Origin of the sequence: Bradyrhizobium sp. 164 (assembly GCF_023073715.1) — a bacterium.
Classification (GTDB): Bacteria; Pseudomonadota; Alphaproteobacteria; order Rhizobiales; family Xanthobacteraceae; genus Bradyrhizobium.
In genome coordinates, this window is the sequence record NZ_JADPKA010000017.1 from 1 (window position 1) to 18347 (window position 18347).

General features: G+C 64.4%; 18 protein-coding genes, 1 tRNA gene and 2 pseudogenes. 8 read left to right on the plus strand and 13 right to left on the minus strand.

The genetic code is table 11. The annotated features are described in order from the left end of the window. The 6 genes and pseudogenes from IVB01_RS05720 to IVB01_RS05745 form a co-directional block, all read right to left on the minus strand. Nucleotides 1-570 (minus strand): annotated as a pseudogene (locus IVB01_RS05720) (RNA polymerase sigma-54 factor); the annotation flags it as partial. An 89-nt stretch (nucleotides 571-659) separates the two neighbouring features. After that, entirely contained in the window at nucleotides 660-1679 is a 1020-nt protein-coding gene (lptB, locus tag IVB01_RS05725; protein WP_247276534.1) for an LPS export ABC transporter ATP-binding protein, read from the minus strand. 247 nt (nucleotides 1680-1926) lie between these two features. Further along, nucleotides 1927-2640: an LptA/OstA family protein gene (locus IVB01_RS05730; RefSeq protein ID WP_247276535.1), complete on the minus strand. Its 714-nt coding sequence runs from the start codon at nucleotides 2638-2640 to the stop codon at nucleotides 1927-1929. A gap of 5 nt (nucleotides 2641-2645) precedes the next feature. After that, nucleotides 2646-3383 (minus strand): LPS export ABC transporter periplasmic protein LptC, encoded by a 738-nt coding sequence (lptC, locus tag IVB01_RS05735; RefSeq protein ID WP_247276536.1) that lies wholly within the window; start codon nucleotides 3381-3383, stop codon nucleotides 2646-2648. A 157-nt stretch (nucleotides 3384-3540) separates the two neighbouring features. After that, the gene (locus tag IVB01_RS05740) at nucleotides 3541-4155 is read right to left on the minus strand and encodes a ribonuclease D (RefSeq protein WP_247276537.1); all 615 of its coding nucleotides are present in this window, start codon (nucleotides 4153-4155) and stop codon (nucleotides 3541-3543) included. A gap of 111 nt (nucleotides 4156-4266) precedes the next feature. Further along, a complete protein-coding gene (locus tag IVB01_RS05745) occupies nucleotides 4267-5517 on the minus strand; it encodes a UbiA family prenyltransferase (protein WP_247276538.1) in 1251 nt (416 codons plus the stop codon). 350 nt (nucleotides 5518-5867) lie between these two features. Between IVB01_RS05745 and IVB01_RS05755 the strand changes: the two are divergent. After that, nucleotides 5868-7138: pseudogene (locus IVB01_RS05755) on the plus strand (MFS transporter). A gap of 114 nt (nucleotides 7139-7252) precedes the next feature. On the opposite strand, the gene IVB01_RS05760 reads toward IVB01_RS05755, so the two are convergent. Next, nucleotides 7253-7339, minus strand: a tRNA-Leu gene (locus IVB01_RS05760). A gap of 150 nt (nucleotides 7340-7489) precedes the next feature. Here IVB01_RS05760 and IVB01_RS05765 point away from each other — a divergent pair. Continuing rightward, nucleotides 7490-8455, plus strand: coding sequence for a complex I NDUFA9 subunit family protein (locus tag IVB01_RS05765; protein WP_247276541.1), 966 nt, complete (start codon nucleotides 7490-7492; stop codon nucleotides 8453-8455). 182 nt (nucleotides 8456-8637) lie between these two features. On the opposite strand, the gene IVB01_RS05770 is transcribed toward IVB01_RS05765, so the two are convergent. The 3 genes from IVB01_RS05770 to IVB01_RS05780 form a co-directional block, all read right to left on the minus strand. Then, nucleotides 8638-9378: an SDR family oxidoreductase gene (locus tag IVB01_RS05770; RefSeq protein WP_247276542.1), complete on the minus strand. Its 741-nt coding sequence runs from the start codon at nucleotides 9376-9378 to the stop codon at nucleotides 8638-8640. A gap of 3 nt (nucleotides 9379-9381) precedes the next feature. Next, nucleotides 9382-10707 (minus strand): FAD-binding oxidoreductase, encoded by a 1326-nt coding sequence (locus IVB01_RS05775; protein WP_247276543.1) that lies wholly within the window; start codon nucleotides 10705-10707, stop codon nucleotides 9382-9384. Between the two features lie 176 nt (nucleotides 10708-10883). After that, the gene (locus IVB01_RS05780; RefSeq protein ID WP_247276544.1) at nucleotides 10884-11690 is read right to left on the minus strand and encodes an undecaprenyl-diphosphate phosphatase; all 807 of its coding nucleotides are present in this window, start codon (nucleotides 11688-11690) and stop codon (nucleotides 10884-10886) included. Between the two features lie 168 nt (nucleotides 11691-11858). On the opposite strand from IVB01_RS05780, the gene IVB01_RS05785 reads away from it, so the two are divergent. The 3 genes from IVB01_RS05785 (at nucleotide 11859) to IVB01_RS05795 (ending at nucleotide 14633) form a co-directional block, all read left to right on the plus strand. Next, a complete protein-coding gene (locus IVB01_RS05785; protein WP_247276545.1) occupies nucleotides 11859-12551 on the plus strand; it encodes a glutathione S-transferase family protein in 693 nt (230 codons plus the stop codon). Next, on the plus strand, nucleotides 12500-13693 hold the full coding sequence (gene queG, locus IVB01_RS05790) for a tRNA epoxyqueuosine(34) reductase QueG (RefSeq protein WP_247276546.1): 1194 nt from the start codon (nucleotides 12500-12502) through the stop codon (nucleotides 13691-13693). The genes IVB01_RS05785 and queG overlap by 52 nt, the downstream gene beginning before the upstream one ends. 142 nt (nucleotides 13694-13835) lie before the next feature. Next, nucleotides 13836-14633: an acyl-CoA thioesterase domain-containing protein gene (locus IVB01_RS05795; RefSeq protein ID WP_247276547.1), complete on the plus strand. Its 798-nt coding sequence runs from the start codon at nucleotides 13836-13838 to the stop codon at nucleotides 14631-14633. A 67-nt stretch (nucleotides 14634-14700) separates the two neighbouring features. On the opposite strand, the gene IVB01_RS05800 is transcribed toward IVB01_RS05795, so the two are convergent. Beyond that, the gene (locus tag IVB01_RS05800; RefSeq protein WP_247421607.1) at nucleotides 14701-15168 is read right to left on the minus strand and encodes a nuclear transport factor 2 family protein; all 468 of its coding nucleotides are present in this window, start codon (nucleotides 15166-15168) and stop codon (nucleotides 14701-14703) included. A gap of 148 nt (nucleotides 15169-15316) precedes the next feature. Beyond that, a complete protein-coding gene (locus IVB01_RS05805) occupies nucleotides 15317-16117 on the minus strand; it encodes an alpha/beta hydrolase (RefSeq protein ID WP_247276548.1) in 801 nt (266 codons plus the stop codon). A gap of 250 nt (nucleotides 16118-16367) precedes the next feature. Between IVB01_RS05805 and infC the strand changes: the two genes are divergently transcribed. Then, on the plus strand, nucleotides 16368-16907 hold the full coding sequence (infC, locus tag IVB01_RS05810; protein ID WP_247276617.1) for a translation initiation factor IF-3: 540 nt from the start codon (nucleotides 16368-16370) through the stop codon (nucleotides 16905-16907). 64 nt (nucleotides 16908-16971) lie between these two features. On the opposite strand, the gene IVB01_RS05815 is transcribed toward infC, so the two are convergent. Then, nucleotides 16972-17376 carry a hypothetical protein gene (locus IVB01_RS05815; RefSeq protein ID WP_247276549.1) on the minus strand — a complete coding sequence of 135 codons (405 nt, stop codon included), beginning with the start codon at nucleotides 17374-17376 and terminating at the stop codon, nucleotides 16972-16974. A gap of 273 nt (nucleotides 17377-17649) precedes the next feature. On the opposite strand from IVB01_RS05815, the gene rpmI reads away from it, so the two are divergent. Together rpmI and rplT are read left to right on the plus strand one after the other, a co-directional pair. Beyond that, nucleotides 17650-17850: a 50S ribosomal protein L35 gene (gene rpmI / locus IVB01_RS05820; RefSeq protein ID WP_008539890.1), complete on the plus strand. Its 201-nt coding sequence runs from the start codon at nucleotides 17650-17652 to the stop codon at nucleotides 17848-17850. A gap of 80 nt (nucleotides 17851-17930) precedes the next feature. Then, nucleotides 17931-18290, plus strand: a complete 360-nt coding sequence (gene rplT / locus IVB01_RS05825; RefSeq protein ID WP_247276550.1) for a 50S ribosomal protein L20 — start codon at nucleotides 17931-17933, stop codon at nucleotides 18288-18290. Nucleotides 18291-18347: the final 57 nt, after the last annotated feature.

An 18347-nucleotide genomic window follows, 5' to 3' on the forward strand; every position in this document is an offset into this window, starting at 1 on the left:
GTACTGGCCGATCATGCGCTGCGCCGGCGCGGTGAAGGCAACCGAGAGCTGCTCGGCAAGATGGTCCGACAGGGTCCTCTCTGCCGCGACGAAGGCTTCGAGATTGTAGGGTTCATCGCCGGAGGCACCACCGCCCCACTCGGTGTAAGTGGTCGGCGCGGCGTCCTGGGCATTGCGCGCGGCCGCCTCGGCCGGCTCCTCGGAGAAGACGTTGTCGAGGCCGGTGTCCAGGGTCTGCTCGATCTCGGCGCGGGTGCCGAGATCCTTGCTCATCCATTCTTCCTGTCCGGGCTCGAACGCCTCGGCGCTGCCGCCAAAGCCGTCGTCACCAACCCCATCACCGTGGCCGCCTTCGTCACCATCACCGAACTGGCTGGCCTCCGCGGTCGCTTCAGCGCCGCCGGCCTCGTCATTGGCCCGCTCCAGCAGGGGATTACGCTCGAGTTCCTCCTCCACGAAAGTCGTGAGATCGAGATTGGACAATTGCAGCAGCTTGATCGCCTGCATCAGCTGCGGCGTCATGACCAGCGACTGCGATTGCCGGAACTCTAATCTCTGCGTAAGCGCCATGAAGCAAGAACCGTTCCCAAAATTGGTCCGATTTTTGCTTATCCTAGTCCGGGCCCGATGTACACGCCTTGACGCCGCGCAAAAACAGGCTAGAGGCGGAATTCCTCGCCAAGGTAAAGCCGGCGCACGTCCGGATCGGCGACGATCTCATCCGGGGTACCCTCGGTCAGGATTTCACCGGCATAGACGATGTAGGCACGATCGGTGAGGCCGAGCGTTTCGCGCACATTGTGGTCGGTGATCAAGACCCCGATGCCGCGATTGGTCAGATGGCGGACGAGGTCCTGGATGTCGCCGACCGCGATCGGATCGATGCCGGCGAAGGGCTCGTCGAGCAGCATGTAGTTCGGCCGTGTCGCCAACGCGCGCGCAATCTCGACGCGGCGGCGCTCCCCACCTGATAGCGCGATCGACGGCGATTTCCTGAGGCGCGTGATGTTGAACTCGTCGAGCAGCGAATCGAGCTGGTGCTCGCGTTTCTTGCGCGAGGGCTCGACCACTTCGAGCACCGCGCGGATGTTCTGCTCGACGGTGAGGCCGCGGAAGATCGAGGCCTCCTGCGGCAGATAGCCGATGCCGAGCCGTGCGCGCTGATACATCGGCAGCTTGGTGACATCGTGCCCGTCAAGCTCGATCGCGCCGCGATCGGCCTTGATCAGGCCGGTGATCATGTAGAACACGGTGGTCTTGCCGGCGCCGTTCGGGCCGAGCAGACCGACCGCTTCGCCGCGGCGCACGTAGATGCTGACGCCGCGCACCACCTGACGACTGCCAAAGGCCTTTTCCACACTGTGCACAGCCAGGAAGCCGGGCCGCCGCAGCAGCTGCCCGCCTGTACCATTGGATCTGCTGCCGGCCCTGACCGGGTGAACCGCCTGCGGACGCGGCGGCTCGGCTCGATAGTCCGCCTGATAGTCGGCGTGATGGTCTCCTTGGAACTGGTCGGGCGCACGCACCGGCTGGCTCCGGGCGGTCGGCGGCGCATCCCGCACCGGGCTGGTGACGAGACCGCCGACATCGTCACCGAGCGCGCTGATGTCCTGACGCGCAAATCCTGGCCGGCCGCGTTTGGCGGGTCGCCGACGGAACATGCTGAAGAGATCGACCATCCCCGCCTTCTAGCCTTTCACGACGATCCTGCACGACAATCCTGCACGATGGTCCGCGCGTGATCCCGCGATCTGCCGCCCCGGTCTTTGCGATCCGCCGGTGCAGCCTGAGTGAGGGATGTCTCATGCCCAGTGAAACACGCCCGAAAAGCGGCGAACCCCGCTTCGAAAGCCCTTCGCGCTAGATACAGTCTTGCCGGGCAAGCTTCAACCTCGGATCGGGAGCAACCAAAGCAAGTTATTGAATTTACTTTTGTTTACTTGCGCCGGGCAACTGCAGAGGCGGTGCTGTGCCGGGTTTGGCGCCTTGCCCGCAATCATTGCTGCCGCCCTGCGGCAGCAGGGCCTGGACCCGGCCGCTCTCGGATTCCACCCGCGACACGCCCGTGGTCATGTCGACCATCAGGCGGTCGCCGCGCAGCACGTTCTTGCACTGCGTCAAGACCACGCCGCCGAGCATGGTGATGAGGTTGGTCTTGGTGTCGAACACGGCGGTCTCGCCCGTTACCACCTGGTCCTTCTGAGTGACCACGACATTGCCGCGCGCCTCCAGCCGCTTGATCGCGGAGCTGCCGCCCGGGCCGGGCGTTGTCGACTGCATCGGTGCCGCCTTCGCGCCCTTGGCCGCCGGCTGCGGCACGGCCGGCTTGTCGCCGCCGCCCGATTCATAAAACACCACCAGCGTCTTCGAGGTCATGGTGGTGTCGCCCTGCACGACCTTCACATTGCCGGCGAAGGTCGCCTCCTTCTTCTTGTCGCGCATTTCGAGCGAGGCGGCCTCGATCTGGATCGGCTGGTCGCGGTTTTGCGAAAAGCCCTGCATCGCGTTGGGCACGCCTTGCATCGTGCTCTGTGCAATGGCGGCCCCGCCAGCGACCACCGCAACGACGGCGGCGACAAGCACGGCTGTGCCGAGGACGGCACTCCGCATGTAGTCGCTGCGCGAAAAAAAACTGATCATGGAAATCACTTTGAATTGGCAGACTTGTTCTGAGGCGTACGCGTCTTTGCAGGTGGCGCAGGCTCGGCCGGGGGCGCAGGCTGTGCGGCGGCGGGGTCGTCCAGCTTGTCCAGGTGCATCACCACATTGCCTTCGAAGCGGATGAGATCGCCGCCCTCGGTGATCCGCAGCCGGTCCGCGGTCAGCGTGCCGTTGGTCAGCTTGACGTCGACGCGCTCGTCGGAGGTGACCGTGCCCTTGTTCATGTCGACGAAGGCCGAGTTCAGCCGCGCTTCGTAGCCGGTCGAGGTGCGCAGCAAGATGTCCTTGTGCAGATCGAGCTGCTGCTGCTTGTTGTCGAAACGGCCGGTGCGGGCGTCGAGGAACAGGGTGGATTGATCCTCCATCAGCACCTTTGCACGCAGATCCGAAAGATCGACATGATCGGGGTCGGTGATGTCCTGCGTCGCGGTCTTGGCCCAGAGCTCGTAGGGCCGCTGGTCAGGCGTGAAGCCGGCGAGGTGCGGCGTTTCCATGGTGATCTTAGTGCCCGACACCACCAGGTTTCCGGAATCGAGCGGCAGTTTCGGCATCAGCATGCGGAACGGATTGAAGACCGACACGCCGACGATGGCGGCCATGGAGAGCAGCACCGCGCCCGGCACCGCGACACGCAGAATCCGCACCAGGCGGCTGTGGCGCGCCGCGCTGGCAAACTTCGCCGCAAGCGCGGCGTCGTAGGTGGGATTCTGGGCCGAATTCACCTGGACTCCTGATTCACTCCTGAAGTGGCGCTCGCCTTGTCCGGTGGAAGGACGCCCCATTGTACCCGGCGCCGCCAAAATATGCAGCCGGCGACAGGCCGTTACGAAAGTGTCCGAAACGGGGCGGCAGCCCTGACCCTAGCGGCCACGAGCGGCATCAGGAATGCGCGAAAATGTCCTCTTCCGCCCAGCCCTGGAGGTCGAGCAGGGCGCGGGTCGGCAGGAAGTCGAAACAGGCCTGCGCCAGCGCGGAGCGGCCTTCCCGCACCAGCATGGCATCGAGCCGCTCGCGCAGGCCGTGCAGATGCAGCACATCGGAGGCGGCATAGGCGAGCTGCGGCTCGCTCAGGCTGTCGGAGCCCCAGTCGCTGGACTGCTGCTGCTTGGAGAGGTCGATGTTGAGCACCTCGCGCACCAGGTCCTTCAGACCGTGGCGGTCGGTATAGGTGCGGGTCAGGCGGGAGGCGATCTTGGTGCAGTAGATCGGCCCGGTCATGACGCCGAAGGTCTGGTACAGCACCGCGATATCGAACCGCGCGAAGTGGAAGATCTTCGTGATGGCGGGATCGGCCAGCAGCGCCTTCAAATTCGGCGCGTCGGTGTGCCCCTTGGGGATCTGCACCACGTCGGCGCTGCCGTCGCCGGGCGAGAGCTGCACCACGCAGAGCCGGTCGCGGTGCGGGTTCAGGCCCATGGTCTCGGTGTCGATCGCCACCGCTGCGGTGTAGCGGGACAGGTCGGGCAGGTCGCCGCGATGCAGGCGCACGGTCATGGCGTTTCAAAACCTCGAATGGTGTCGGCAGAATAGGCTAATCGGGATTCCCCGCGATGTATCCACTCACGGCGGGCCGCGCAAGCGCCGGCCGTGACCTTACGGGTCCGGTCAGATCGCCGCCAGCATGATGCAGATCATCGCGGCCACCGTGATGCGGCTGGGGCCGTCGCGGAAAGCGTAGATGATCGGATCGTCAGGCATCTCGCGGCGGTGCGCCATCATCAGGGCGCGGCCGAACCAGTAGAGCAGCAGCGGGTTGAGCAGCCACAGCATCCAGGGACGGCTGTAGAGCGGCGTCACCGCGGAGGAGGAGACGTAGAGCGAGAACACCGTTGCCGCGTTCATCGCGCTCGCCGCCGCCATCGCGGCGATGACATGCAGATCAGTGATCCTGTAATCGCGGTTGGAGGGATCGGCGAGGCCCGCGCTCTCGCGCATGCTGAGCTCGCTGAAACGCTTGATCAGCGCCAGCGAGGTGAACACGAACAGCGAGAAGATCAAAAGCCATTCCGACAGCACCACGCCGACGCCGACGGCGCCGGCGATGATGCGCAAGCTGTAGAGACCAGACAGCGTCACGACGTCGACCAGCATCTTGCGCTTGAGCGCGAGCGAATAAGCGATCGTGGTGACGAGATAGGCGCCGAGCACGCCCAGGAAGAGAGGCGAGATGCAGAGGCTGGCGACAAGCGCGAACAGCCACAGCGCAGGAATCGCTGCTAGCGCCGCGGAGATCGGCAGATCGCCGGCCGCGAGCGGGCGATGGCGCTTGGTCGGATGCTGCCGGTCGGCCGAAAGATCCAGGAGATCGTTCATCAGATAGGCGCCCGACGCGCAGGCGGAAAACGCCATGAACGCCAGCAATGCATAGCCGAGCGTTGGAAGGTTCATCTGATGCGCGGTGAGCGCCGGCACGAACACCAGCGTGTTCTTGGCGTATTGATAGACGCGCAGGGCCTTGGCCCAGGTTTTCCAGCTGACGTGGCTGTGGCCGCGGCTCTCGATGCGCTCGATCGCGCCGCGATCGAACGGCAGCGTATGGCCCGCGGCAAGATCGGCCGGCGTCACGACGCCGTCAAAGCCAAGATGTGCGGCAATGCCCGCCGCATGATCGGCGAAACGTCCGGCGACAAGATATATCTTCGCGCCCTGCGCCCGCGCCGCCAGCGCCTGATTCAGCACATCGGAATCATAGGGCAGATGGGCATAGTCGATCTCGGCCCGCGCCAGGATATCCGTGAGCGCGGCCATACCCGGGCGTCCGCCGGCGCCGAAGCGGGCCAGCATGCGGCCGGGCGCACTGAACAGCGCTTCCATCAGCAGTTCGGAACGCAGCAGCGCGCCTTCCAGATCGATCACAAGCGTCCGCCCAGCCGCCGCAATTGCCGACGGTGCGGGGGCGCCAGAATCATGTTGCCAGGCAGGCTGCTCCATCCGGAAACACTCTTACTTGACGCAAAATGACCGGCCCAAAGGCCGGGGAGCAGGGGAAAGGGATGGTCGCGAGCCTAGAGGGCATTCGCTAAGGGCGGCTTAATTCCCCCGGACAGGAGCGGGTTCGCGCGGGCGCCCTGTTGCCCGGATCCCACAACCCGCCCCGCGCTTCCTGTTGCGGCAGAGCTTTTACCTTGCCGCCGGTGGACATCGTCGCCGTCCACCCTATCTGCCAGTTTCGCGCGCCCCGCCGCGCTTACCCTGAATCAGGTGCCATGACCGAACAGACGCTCGCCGCGGCCGTCGACGACCCACAGGAGCGCCAACGCGGCTTTTCGCGCTATCAGGCGCTGCTCATCGCGCTGCTCGCGTTCACGCAATTCACGATCATCCTCGACTTCATCATCATGTCGCCGCTCGGCGCCATCCTGATGCCTGCGCTCGACATCACGGCCGGGCAGTTCGGCGTCGCGGTCTCGGCCTACGCGTTCAGCGCGGGGATCTCGGGCATCCTGGCCGCCGGCTTTGCCGATCGGTTCGTCGCAAGCGCCTGCTGCTGTTCTTCTATGTCGGCTTCACGCTCGGGACCATGCTCTGCGCCGCCGCGCAGAACTACCATGTGCTGCTGCTCGGCAGGATCGTGACCGGATTGTTCGGTGGCGTGATCGGCTCGGTTGTGCTCGCCATCATCACCGATCTGTTCCCGCTGCACCTGCGCGGCCGCGTGATGGGCTTCATCCAGACGGCGTTTGCCGCAAGCCAGGTGCTCGGCATTCCCGCCGGGCTGTTCCTCGCCAATCACTGGAGCTGGCATGTCTGCTTCGCCGCGATCGTCGTGGTGTCAATCGCAGCGATCGCGGTCATCGCTTTCACCATGGAGCCGGTCGATGCGCATCTGAAATTGAAGCAGGACAGAAACCCGTTCCGGCACTTGATCGCGACCGTCGGGCAGAAGCGCTATACGCTGGCCTTCGCCGTCACGACGCTGCTGGCGACCGGCGGGTACATGCTGATGCCGTTCTCCAGCGCCTTCACCGTGCACAATCTCGGCATCGACATTGCGCATCTGCCGACGATCTATCTCGTCTCCGGCCTGTTCAGCATCGTCACGGGGCCTCTGGTCGGCAGGGCGAGCGACGCGTTCGGCAAATACCCGACCTTCGCGTTCGGCAGCGTCGTGTCGGTGATCATGGTGCTGGTCTACACCCGTCTCGGCCACGTCTCGCTCGCGACCGCGATCCTCGTCAACGTCTTGATGTTCGTCGGCATTTTCTCGCGCATGATCCCGTCGCAGGCGCTGATGTCGGCGATCCCCGATCCGAGCCAGCGCGGCTCGTTCAGCGCGGTCAGCGCCTCGCTTCAGCAGCTCTCCGGAGGACTCGGCTCAGTGCTCGCCGCCGCCATCATCGCCCAAGCGGCGGACGGCTCGCTGATCCATTTCGACCGGCTCGGCTACGTCGTGGTCGCGACGACGATCGTCGCGCTGGGCGCGATGTACTTTGTGCAGAAGGCGGTGGCGGAGCGGGCGGGAAAGCGGGTGGTGTGAGAGCGGACGGGCTGATCTGTCCCATCAAGGGACCCATGCCACCTCGGTGCTTGGATCGTCGGCTACCATCGCGACTGATCGGAAGCAGCCCCATTTTGCGTCAAATCTTGCAAATGGTGCCCAGGAAAGGACTCGAACCTTCACGGCCGTTAAGCCACTGGCACCTGAAGCCAGCGCGTCTACCAATTCCACCACCTGGGCATGCCGTTTGGGGCACGGAGGCGGTTACTACGGTTCGGTGACGCCGTTGTCAATTCATGCGTGAAGCCTGTTGCGGGATGCCGATTGCGCATCGCAAACCGGCCCGATACAAGCCTGACAACCCCTTACCCACCTGCAGGAACCGACCCCATGGCATCGAATCTGGACACGCTCGTCACGGTTTTCGGCGGATCTGGGTTTTTGGGCCGGAACGTCGTCCGCGCCCTGTGCAAGCGCGATTACCGCATCCGGGTCGCGGTGCGGCGGCCGGAACTCGCCGGATATCTCCAGCCCTCCGGCAAGGTCGGGCAGGTCCACACCGTGCAGGCCAATTTGCGCTATCCGGCCTCGGTCGAGGCGGCGCTGCGCGATTCGCATGTCGTGATCAACCTCGTGGGCGTCCTCACCGAGAGCGGCGAGCAGACCTTTGACGCCGTCCAGGCCAAGGGCGCCGAGACCGTCGCCAAGGCGGCGGCCGCCGCCGGCGCCAGCCTGGTGCATGTCTCCGCGATCGGCGCCGACGCGGAATCGCCCTCGCGCTATGCCAAGGCCAAGGCGGCCGGCGAAGCCGCGGTCTTGGCCGCCGTACCGTCGGCGACGATCTTCCGCCCTTCCGTGATGTTCGGGCCCGAGGACCAGTTCACCAACCGCTTTGCCGCGCTGGGGCGAATGTTGCCGGTGCTGCCGCTGATCGGCGGCGAGACCAGGATGCAGCCGGTCTATGTCGGCGACGTCGCCACCGCGATCGCTGATGCCGTCGACGGCAAGGCCAAGGCCGGCGCGACCTATGAGCTCGGCGGGCCGGAGGTGCTGACCATGCGCGAGATCATCGAGACCATCCTCGAGATCACGGACCGCGAGCGAATGCTGATCCCGCTGCCGTTTGGGCTCGCCCGCTTCAAGGCCGCCTTCCTGCAATTCGCGCCGGGTGCACTGAAGCTGACGCCGGACCAGGTCACGATGCTCGAACGCGACAATGTCGTGTCGGATGCGGCGAAGGCCGCTGGCCTGACGCTGGAAGGGCTCGGCATCACGCCGGATTCGCTGGAGGCGATCGCCCCGCAATATCTCTGGCGTTTCCGCGCGGCCGGCCAGTTCCAGCGCAAGAGCGCCTAAAGACTCTCTCTCCGTCGTCATGGCCGGGCCGTTCGGAGAACGGCGTCGCTCTGCTCGACTATGCGAGGCCATCCACTCAGATCAGCGGTCGCAGCAAGACGTGGATGCCCGGGTCAAGCCCGGGCATGACGAGTTTGGAGGACGAGCAGGGCCAGAGGACGCACCGTCAGCGCGGCGAGACGTCAAAACTTCAGCTTCTTGAACACCGCTTCCGGCAGCGTCTTGATGATCAGCATCACGAGGCGCCATTTGCCGCTGACATAGACGACGTCGATTTTCCTCTCGACCGCCTGAAGGATCGCATCGCCGACCACCGGCGCCTCCACCGTGAGCGGGCCGATCAGCTTCATGCCTTCCGTCATCTTGGTGCGGACGAAGCCGGGCTTGACGGTGACGACATGCACGCCGCCGCGGCTGGCGCGGGCACGCAGGCCGGACAGGAAGGCGGAGAAGCCCGCTTTGGCCGAGCCGTAGACATAGTTCGAGGCGCGGCCGCGATCGCCGGCAACGGAGGACACGCCGACGATCGTGCCAGTGCCGCGGCCCAAGAATTTTTCGGCGAACAGGCCGAGGATCAGCGACGGGCCTTCGTAGTTGGAGCGCATGATCGTGGTGGCGTGGGCGAGATCGGATTGCGCGTTCTCCTGCACGCCCAAAAGGCCGACGATCGAGACCACGACATCAGGCAACGCCGGCAGGCCGCCGACAAAGCTCTCGAATGACGCGGTGTGGAGCACATCGAATTTGTGAAGACCGACCTCGATATTGTAACGCGCGCGCAGATCGGCGGCATCCCGCTCCAGCGTGGCGACGTCGCGGCCGGCGAGGGCGACGTCGTATCCCGCCTTGGCGAAGGCGCGCGCGGCGGCGCGGCCGATATCGGAGGAGCCACCCAGCACAATTGCGGACTTGCGTGACGTCACGGGCTAGACCTCATCAAACAGGCGTTGTGAAAGCTTCGAGCGGATGTTGCCTGTGGGATCAAGCGATCTGCGGATCGCGTTGAACCGCTGCAAGGCGGGATAGCCGGCCGCGAACGTCGCGCGCGACTGGCGCGCATCCTTGGCGAGGTACAGCCGCCCGCCGGCAGCGACGACCAGGCGATCGATCTCGTCGAGGAAATTCAGGATGTCGCCCTTCAGCGGGAAATCCAGCGCCAGCGTGTAGCCGGGCAGCGGAAACGACAGGATGCCGTCGCCCTGGCCGAGCTTCTTGAGCACGGCGAGGAAGGAGGCATCGCCGCGATGCGCGACGCGCTGGAGGATATCGCCGAGCACCTCGCGCGCGCCCTGCTCCGGAATCACGCATTGATGCTGAAGGAAGCCGCGCTTGCCATAGATGCGATTCCAGTCTTTGAGGCCGTCGAGCGGAAAGAAATACGGATAGAGCGAGACCACTTGGCTGCCGCCGGCGCGCCGCGCGCCCACGCGGTAGTACAGCTCGTTGAAGGCGCGAATGCTGAGGCGGTTCAGCGTGATCGAGGGCAGATCGACGGGGACGCCGAGGCCGGGATCTTTGCCGACGGGAAACGCAGCGGCGCCAGCGGCGAGTTCGTCTCTGCCGGCGTGTTCGCCGAGATAGATCAGCGCGCGGCCGAGATCGCGTCCTCGCGCCGCGCAATCGAGCCAGGCCACCGAATAGGTCGCAGCATCGCCCGCGTCGAGCGCTCGCATCGCGGCATCGAGATCGGACGCAGAGATCACCCGCTCGCGGATCCATCCGGTTTCGACCGGCCGCAACCGCATCGTCGCCTCGAGGATGATTCCGGTCAGGCCCATGCCGCCGACGGTCGCGAAAAAGGCATCGGAATTCTGCTCGCGCGAGGTTTCGATCACCTCGCCCTGCCCGGTGCGCAGCAAAATGCTGTCGAGGTAGCGACCGAAGCCGCCCTCGCCATGATGGTTCTTGCCGTGCACGTCGGCAGCGATTGCACCGCCGATCGACACGAAGCGCGTGCCGGGCACGACGAAGGGCAGGAAGCCGCGTGGGCCGAATGTCTCGATCAGGTCCGACAGCAGCATGCCGGCCTCGAGGCGGATGCGCCCGCTCGCCGGATCGAACCACCTGACCCGGTCGAACCCCGTCATCGCGACGGTCCTGGCGGCGCCGATCGCGGCATCGCCATAGGCGCGGCCATTGCCGCGCGCGACGGTGCCGGCCGAGACAGCCTCGCCGACGGCCGCGAACGAGCGCGGCCGCAGCACGTTGCTATCGACGACCGGAAAACGCCCCCAGCCGCTGACGAGGGTCATGGTTCAGCTCCTGTGCCGGGCACGCCGCCCTGGGCTGGAGACTGATTAGCGATCAAAAGCTTATTTTGCGTTGAAAACACCAGCAACCGGGTGTCTCGATGCCCACCTCTCCCCAGCGGGGAGAGGTGCGTCGGAGCACTTCAGCGCGAGCTGATTTGGATCGAGGGTTTCTGGCTTTACCGCCCCAGCGCCAGCGCGATCAGGCCGAGCGTGCCGACGATGACGCGCCACCAGGCGAACACCACGAAACCGTGTCGGGTGACGTAGGTCAAGAACGTCTTGACCACGATGATCGCGGTGATGAACGACACCACGAAGCCGATCGCGACGATGTTCATATGGTCCATCGTCATCTCGGCGCGGTTCTTGTAGAAGTCGTAGGCGAACGCGCCGATCATGGTGGGGATGGCGAGGAAGAACGAGAACTCCGCCGCCGCTCGCTTGTCCGCACCGAGCAGCATGGCGGCCACGATGCTGGCGCCGGAGCGCGACACGCCCGGGATCATCGCCACGCACTGCGCGATGCCGATATAGAGATACATCAAGAGTGGAAACTTGGTGGCTTCATGCTCGCGCGGCTTGAGCTCGAGCTTGTCGACCCAGAGCAGGATGGCGCCGCCGACGATCAGCGTGAAGCAGACGACCCACGGATTGAACAGCATGCTCTTGATGTACTTGCCGGCGAGGAGGCCGACGATCACGGCCGGCAGGAAGGCGACCAGCACGCCGATCACGAAGCGGCGCGCATAGGCATCGCCCGTGAACAGGCCAATCGCGACGTCCCACAGCTTCCTGAAATAGAGCCCGACGATCGCGAGGATCGCACCCAGCTGGATCAGAACCGTAAACGAATCCCAGAAGGCACCTTCACCAAGCTGGAAGAAGCGCTCCGCGAGCAAGAGGTGGCCGGTCGAGGACACGGGAAGGAACTCGGTCACCCCCTCGATGATGCCGAGGATCACTGCCCGTATTGCGTCTGACATATTACGGTCCATTTCGGCTGGAAAAGCGGGGCTCTTCTCGCCTATTCGCCCCCATGCCGCAATCGCAAAATGCGACGTCACGCCCTTGCTTCGCGGTTTTGAAGGACTAGTGTGGCGCCGCACAAATATTGATGGATTCTTAAGCACCATCAAATAGTCAAAGGCTTCATGTTTACGCTGTTTCATCATCCGTTCTGTCCGCACTCGCGCTTCATTCGCTTGATCGTGGGCGAATACGGGCTCGACCTGAAGCTGGTCGAAGAGCGCAGCTGGGAGCGGCGCGAGGCGTTTCTGCTGCTCAATGCGGCCGGCACGACACCAGTTCTGGTGGACGACGAGCAGCCGCCCATACCGGGCGCGGCGATCATTGCCGAATATGTCGACGAGGCCTATGGCGCCGCGATGGGCCCCAAGCGCCTGATGCCGGAAACCATCACCGAGCGCGTCGAGGTGCGCCGGCTGATGGCCTGGTTCAACGAAAAATTCTTCGAGGAGGTCTCGCACCCTCTCGTCACCGAGCGCATCTACAAGCGGTTCATGAGCGAGGAGGACGGTGGCGGCCCGCCTTCGGCCGACGTGATGCGCGCGGCCAAGGCAAACGTGCGCTATCATCTGGCCTATATCGGCTGGCTGGCGCAGACGCGTAACTTCCTCGCGGGCGACCGACTCACCTACGCGGATCTCGCCGCCGCGGCGCATCTCTCGGCGATCGACTATCTGGGCGACGTGCCATGGAGCGAGGACGATGCAGCAAAGGCGTGGTACGCGCGGGTGAAATCCCGCCCGTCGTTCCGTCCGCTCCTCAGCGAATGGCTGGCCGGGGTGCCGGCGTCGCGGACTTACGTGGACCTGGATTTCTGAATTGCGATCCGACTGAACTGAAGACACAGCTGGCGCACGAAGCACGCGCGCTCGGCTTCGACTGCATCGGCATCACTGCACCCGGCACGATCGAGAGCGCCGGAAAATACTTCCTTGAATTCATCGCCTCCGGCGGCCATGGCGACATGGATTGGCTGGCCGCGAGCCCTGAGCGCCGCGTCGATCCGCGCGGACTGTGGCAGGATGTGCGCTCGGTGATCATGCTCGGCGTCAATTACGGCCCCGACCAGGATCCGCTCGCGATCCTCAAGCAGCGCACGCATGCGGCGATCTCGGTCTATGCGCAAGGCGACGATTATCACGATCTGATCAAGAAGCGGCTGAAGGCGCTGGCGCGCTGGCTAATTGCGACCGCGCCGTCGGACGTAAAGGTGTTCGTCGACACCGCGGCCGTGATGGAGAAGCCCTTGGCGCAAGCCGCGCATCTGGGCTGGCAGGGCAAGCACACCAATCTCGTCTCGCGCGAGTTCGGCTCCTGGCTGTTCCTCGGCGCGATCTACACCACGCTCGAGCTGCCGCGTGACGACGCAGAGATCGACCATTGCGGCTCGTGCCGGGCCTGTCTCGACATCTGCCCGACCGCGGCGTTCCCTGCGCCCTACAAGCTCGATGCGCGGCGCTGCATCTCGTACCTCACCATCGAGAACAAGGGTCCGATCCCGCGCGAATTTCGCAAGGCCATGGGCAATCGGATCTATGGCTGCGATGATTGTCTTGCCGCCTGCCCCTGGAACAAGTTCGCGCAGGAGGGTCGCGAGGCCAAGCTCGCGGCGCGTGACGAGCTGCGCGCGCCTGCGCTCGCGGCGCTGGCCCGGCTCGACGATGCTTCATTCCGCACGCTGTTCACGAAGTCGCCGCTGAAGCGCATCGGCCGCAATCGCTTCGTACGGAACGTGCTGATCGCGATTGGCAACTCCGGGGAGCTAGCGCTGGCTGCGGAGGCGCGGCGATTGCTCGACGATGCAAGCCCACTGGTGCGTGGGGCGGCGGTGTGGGCGCTGGGGCAATTGGTGGAGCGCGAGGCGTTTGCCGAGGTGAGGCTGCAGGTTCTCGATCGCGAGCCCGACGAGAGTGTTCGTGAGGAGTGGCGCGCAGAATTCACGGTTAGCTCCTCATCCTGAGGAGCCGCGCAGCGGCATCTCGAAGGATCGAGGCCGAGCTGCCGCAGCGGAGCCTGCATGGTTCGAGACGGCGCTTCGCGCCTCCTCACCATGAGGGTTGAGGGCCTTGATTTCCCCGCGCCTTTCTTCAATCTCGCGCCTCATGACAAACATGCCTTTCTTTACCCGCGACGGCGACACATTCCATCCGACGGAAGTCGCCAACGGTCCCTGGGATCCGAAATCGCTGCACGGACGCGTCATCATCGGCCTGCTCGGCTTCGTCATCGAGGAGCGTCATTCCGGCCCCGAATTGGTGCCGGCGCGGCTCACCGTCGATATGTTTCGGCTACCGACCATCGACAAGCCGATTGAAGTGACGACGCGCCTGGTGCGCGACGGCCTGCGCATCCGCGTGGTCGAGGCGGAGTTTGTCTCCGGTGGCGTCAGCATGGCGCGGGCGTCTTGCCAGCTGCTGCGCAAGACGCAAAATCCCGAAGGCAATGTCTGGTCACCGCCGAACTGGGACGTGCCGAAGCCGGCCGACATTCCCAAGCCCACCGATCCCAGGCTCGGCATGAACGGCAAATGGACGACGCGCCCGATCGTCGGCCATATGGGCTCGCTCGGCCCGCGCCGGCTCTGGATGAGCGAGGTGCGCGAGCTCGTCGCGGGCGTGGCGATGACGCCGTTCGTCCGTGTCGCCACCGGCGCCGATTTCGCCAGCCCGTTTGCCAATGCCGGCGACAGGGGGCTCGGCTACATCAACAGCGACGTCACCATCTATCTGCATCGCCTGCCGATCACAAACTGGATCGGATTCGAGGTGGTGAACCATCACGCCACTGATGGCGTCGCGATCGGCGAATGCTGGCTCTATGATGAACAGGGACCGATCGGGACCGCCACGGTCGCCGCACTGGCGCAGCGCAAGCCGATGGCGAATCCGTCGAAGCGGTAGCGCTCTCTCTACTCGTCGTTCCGGGCTCGCGCCAAGGGCCGCGCCCCGGAATGACGAGTGGAGACAGTTACGCCAAATGCCGCTGCATTTCCGGGCGCGCCTTCAGCTCGGCGCCCTGCTTGGCCACGATCTTCGCGATCCGCTCCGGCGCAAACTTCAGGTCGACGAACGCCGGCGCAGTGTTGGCAACTTCGTGATAGCTGGCAATCTTGCCCTCACGCAGCGTCATTATCGCCACGCCCTCGAACATCGCCCGCGCGCCATTCGCGTCCAGCAGGGTCGAACGATAGCTGAAGGTGTAGCGCGCATAGAGCGTGGTGCCGTCGGTGACGGGATCGTGCATGTCCCAGCGGAAATCGGTCGCCGTGCGATAGAACCAGTCGTCGATCAGCTCGGCGATCTTCTCGCGACCGGTGAAGACACCGTAGAAGACGTCGTGGTAGATGCCGTCCTCAGTGAAGAGGGCGGCGAACGCTTTGCCGTTGCGCTGCTCGACCGCGTCGCAGAACGCACGCAGCATGGCGACGGTGGTCATTGGCATTTCTCCCTCCCCGTTCTCTGTCATGCCCCGGCTTGCCGGCGCATCCAGTACGCCGCGGCTTCTCGGCTTAGGTATGACGGCCTCTGGAATACCGGATCGTCCGCTCAAGTCGGACGATGACATCGAGTGCTGAGCGGCAGTTTCACCCGATCTCCGCCACGGCGGCAAGAATGCGCGCGATGTCCTGCGGGCGGGAGAGGCGGTGATCGCCGTCCTGGATCATGGTCAGCACGACGTCGTCAGCCGGCAGGCGATGTGTCAGCGCGAAGGCGTGCTGCCATGGCACGTCGGGATCTTTCGCGCCCTGCAGGATGCGGATGGGGCAGCCGAGATCGATGGCGCTGCCGAGCACCAGGTGATTGCGTCCCTCCTCGATCAGATTTCGCGTAATCGGATAGGGCGAGCCGTCGCCATAGTCCGACGGCCGCAGCCAGAGGCCCTTGGTCTCGATCTCTTTCTTCACCGCCGGCGAAAAGTTCTTCCACATCAGCTCCTCGGTGAAGTCGGGCGCCGGCGCGATCAGGACGAGACCGGACAGCGAGGCCACGGCCTGTTGCGTCTCCTGGCGCTTCTTGATCTCGCGCGCGAGCAGCAGTGCCATCCAGCCGCCCATGGACGAGCCGATCAGGATTTGCGGGCCGGCGCAGAAGCGCTCGAACACTGCTACGCTCTCCTCCAGCCAGCGTCCGATGGTTCCATCGGCGAAATCGCCGCAGGATTCGCCGTGACCGGAATAGTCGAATCGGACCATTGCGCGGCCGTGCTCCCCGGCCCAGGCATCCAGCGCCATGGCCTTGCTGCCCTGCATGTCCGATTTGAATCCGCCGAGCCAGACCAGCCCGGGGCCTTTTCCGGCGCGGCGGCGCACCGCAATTCTGCGCGCCAACGGGCCTTCGCCCACGGTGATGAAGTCGAGCACGGTATCGGAAATTGCATCGGTCATGGAACGTTTACTCTGGCTGTGCTGTTTGAGCTGTTTGGACACGTCCGCCAGCACAATCCGACCTCGGCATTGGCCGTTTGGGACGCTTGCGGAACAGAACCAAGGTGTCTATGTCGTCTGCGTGCCAACGGGCGTGGCCAAAATGCCTCGCATTTGAGGGTTTTTCGCCTCTCGCACGAGCGACTTGCTTGCCGGCAAACGCATCTTCCTTCAAGATAGCCGCTTCCTTCACAACTTTGGAGAACCACCCATTCGCCGTCCTAATAAAGCTCCGCCCGCTGCCAGCAAAGACGGGCCGCGCATCAATGATGATATCCGCAATGCGCAAATCCAGCTGATCGATCAAACCGGTGACAACAAAGGCACGGTCGAGACGGTCCTGGCCATCAAGATGGCTCAGGAAGCCGGCATGGATCTGGTCGAGATTTCGCCGAATACCAGCCCTCCCGTCTGCAAGATCATGGACTACGGGAAGTACAAGTATTCCGCTCAGAAGAAAGCCGCCGAAGCCCGCAAGCGGCAGAAGACCGTCGAGATCAAGGAGATCAAGCTCCGTCCGATGATCGACGATCACGATTACGACGTGAAGATGCGCGCGATGCAGCGGTTCTTCGAAGAGGGCGACAAGGTCAAGATCACGCTGCGCTATCGTGGTCGCGAAATGGCGCACCAGGAGATCGGCACCAAGCTTCTGGACAAGATCAAAACCGACGTCGCCGAGCTCGCCAAGGTCGAGCAGGACGCAAGGTTCGAGGGTCGCCAGGTCGTGATGGTTCTGGCGCCGCGCTGACGCCGGCTCTTTGGGACTGAGAATTCAACGGCCCGTCCGGATCTCCGGCGGGCCGTTTTGTTTGTCAGGTTCTCGTCGCCTGCCAGGTGCCGCTACAGCGGTCGCCGGAAATGATGCCGTTCCACGAGCCGGCGCCGTTCATGCCGGCGAGCCGGCCGCCGCCGCTGGCGTGGGTGGCGCCGACCCAGACCTGGACCGCCACAGCGCCGCCGCGATTGACTTTGCCGGACACCCGGCCGCCGCCGGCGGACGACACCCGGCTGCCGGTGATGGTGAAGGGGACGCTGTAGCCGGAGCTGCAATTGCCCCGTGTGGTGGCGAAGGTGACATTCCAGATGCCGTCATAGCCGCTGACCCGGGCATCGGCAGTTGAAGGCGCCATGGCAGCGGCCAGCACGGCGAGCAGCCCCAGGCGGCGCGGGCGCGCAAAGCTGGAGAAAGAGGAAATCGATCGCGGGAAATGGGCCATTGGGTCCTGCTCCGGACATGAGGCGTGGACATTGGGGGTAGCAACCCCAAATAGTCGGCGGCTAGGTTCCGGCGGTTCATCGTTGCCATTTGGCTCCCGCTCTGTCATAAGCCCAGCCTTCATCGCCCGGCTGATTAAGGGCTGCCGTGGCGGTGTTTCGTGCGGGTTTCGCGCTCGTTCGCAAAACCTGAGCACAATCAACGCTCTAACGAGCATTTTAGACGGCCAGCCGCCTTCACGGGCGGATTTCTGTTGCGGCCATAGGAGAGCCAAATGCCCAAGCTGAAGACCAAATCGGGCGCTAAAAAGCGCTTCAAGGTGACTGCCACCGGCAAAGTGATGCACGCCCAGCGCGGCAAGCGTCACGGCATGATCAAGCGGACGAAGAAGCAGATCCGTCAGCTGCGCGGCACCCGCGTGCTGTTCAAGACCGACGGCGACAACGTCAAGAAGTACTTCTTGCCGAACGCCTGATCGCGTCCACGATCACTGCCACCTCGCGCCGCGTTCGCGCGGCGATCCGAAACCGAAGTCATCTCTGAAGGATTTTTGTCATGTCTCGCGTCAAACGCGGTGTGACCGCCCACGCCAAGCACAAGAAAGTCTACAAGGCCGCCAAGGGCTTCTATGGCCGCCGCAAGAACACCATCCGCGCCGCCAAGCCGGCGGTCGAGAAGGCCATGCAATATGCCTTCCGTGACCGCAAGCGCAAAAAGCGGACATTCCGCGCGCTCTGGATCCAGCGCCTCAACGCCGCAGTCCGTCCGTTCGGCCTGACCTACAGCCGATTTATCGACGGCCTCGCCAAATCTGGCGTCACCGTGGACCGCAAGGTGCTGTCGGATCTCGCGATCAACGAGCCCGCCTCGTTCCAGGCGATCGCCGAGAAGGCCAAGGCCGCGCTTGCGGCGTAACAGGGCCGACGCCGCGCTGGCGGCGTAGCCGTCCTCCACTGTGCTCTGCACAGCGTT

Coding starts and splice junctions, on each gene's coding strand:
- lptB (WP_247276534.1), bottom strand. CDS start 1,679: ATGGTCGATCTCTTCAGCATGTTCCGTCGGCGACCCGCCAAACGCGGC.
- IVB01_RS05730 (WP_247276535.1), bottom strand. CDS start 2,640: ATGATCAGTTTTTTTTCGCGCAGCGACTACATGCGGAGTGCCGTCCTC.
- IVB01_RS05740 (WP_247276537.1), bottom strand. CDS start 4,155: ATGACCGTGCGCCTGCATCGCGGCGACCTGCCCGACCTGTCCCGCTAC.
- IVB01_RS05765 (WP_247276541.1), top strand. CDS start 7,490: ATGGCATCGAATCTGGACACGCTCGTCACGGTTTTCGGCGGATCTGGG.
- IVB01_RS05775 (WP_247276543.1), bottom strand. CDS start 10,707: ATGACCCTCGTCAGCGGCTGGGGGCGTTTTCCGGTCGTCGATAGCAAC.
- IVB01_RS05780 (WP_247276544.1), bottom strand. CDS start 11,690: ATGTCAGACGCAATACGGGCAGTGATCCTCGGCATCATCGAGGGGGTG.
- IVB01_RS05785 (WP_247276545.1), top strand. CDS start 11,859: ATGTTTACGCTGTTTCATCATCCGTTCTGTCCGCACTCGCGCTTCATT.
- queG (WP_247276546.1), top strand. CDS start 12,500: ATGGCTGGCCGGGGTGCCGGCGTCGCGGACTTACGTGGACCTGGATTT.
- IVB01_RS05795 (WP_247276547.1), top strand. CDS start 13,836: ATGACAAACATGCCTTTCTTTACCCGCGACGGCGACACATTCCATCCG.
- IVB01_RS05800 (WP_247421607.1), bottom strand. CDS start 15,168: ATGACCACCGTCGCCATGCTGCGTGCGTTCTGCGACGCGGTCGAGCAG.
- IVB01_RS05805 (WP_247276548.1), bottom strand. CDS start 16,117: ATGACCGATGCAATTTCCGATACCGTGCTCGACTTCATCACCGTGGGC.
- IVB01_RS05815 (WP_247276549.1), bottom strand. CDS start 17,376: ATGGCCCATTTCCCGCGATCGATTTCCTCTTTCTCCAGCTTTGCGCGC.
- rpmI (WP_008539890.1), top strand. CDS start 17,650: ATGCCCAAGCTGAAGACCAAATCGGGCGCTAAAAAGCGCTTCAAGGTG.
- rplT (WP_247276550.1), top strand. CDS start 17,931: ATGTCTCGCGTCAAACGCGGTGTGACCGCCCACGCCAAGCACAAGAAA.